This is a genomic window from Pseudoxanthomonas jiangsuensis (genome assembly GCF_010093185.1).
GTDB classification, from domain to species: Bacteria; Pseudomonadota; Gammaproteobacteria; order Xanthomonadales; family Xanthomonadaceae; genus Pseudoxanthomonas; species Pseudoxanthomonas jiangsuensis.
Map to the genome: position 1 here is coordinate 1 of NZ_PDWL01000144.1, position 513 is coordinate 513.

1 pseudogene is annotated in these 513 nt (G+C 75.0%); it reads left to right on the forward strand.

Going from position 1 to position 513, the window contains the following annotated elements:
* Positions 1 to 364: 364 nt before the first annotated feature.
* Positions 365 to 513, forward strand: a pseudogene (locus CSC62_RS18135) (signal recognition particle protein); the annotation flags it as partial.

Here is a 513-nt window from a genome sequence, read left to right on the forward strand (position 1 = left end):
GACCTGGTGCGCCATCGGGTAACGGGGCCCCCCGACCTCGAAACCGACCCGCCCCAGCGCGCAGGGCCTGGAGCGGGTCGGCCTCGCGGGCGGGTGGCACCGCCACCCCATGGCGCACCAGGGCTCCGCGCCAGAGAACGGCGGCCTCGGCGACCGGGTCCGGCGTGTGCACCGCCCTCAGGCTCCCCCAGTCGCCGCGGGCCGGGGGGGCGCAGCGTTTACCGGGACACGGGGCCCCCCGCGGCCGCGCAGGCGCTCCATGGTGCCGGAGAGAAGCTGGGGGAGAGACTCGAACATGCGCAAAGGACCGCGGAGGGGAAACGGGTGCCGCCATAATCGGGACCCGTTTACCCTCCGGGGGCCTTTGCGCAGGTTCGAGGCGCTCACCCAACGGCTCTCCGGCACACTGGAGCGCCTGAGCGGCCGCGGCCGCCTAACCCAGGCGCAACTCCGCGAGGGCACCCGAGGAGAACGCATCGCCCCGCTCGAAGCCGAAGAGGCGCGGCGGGCGGG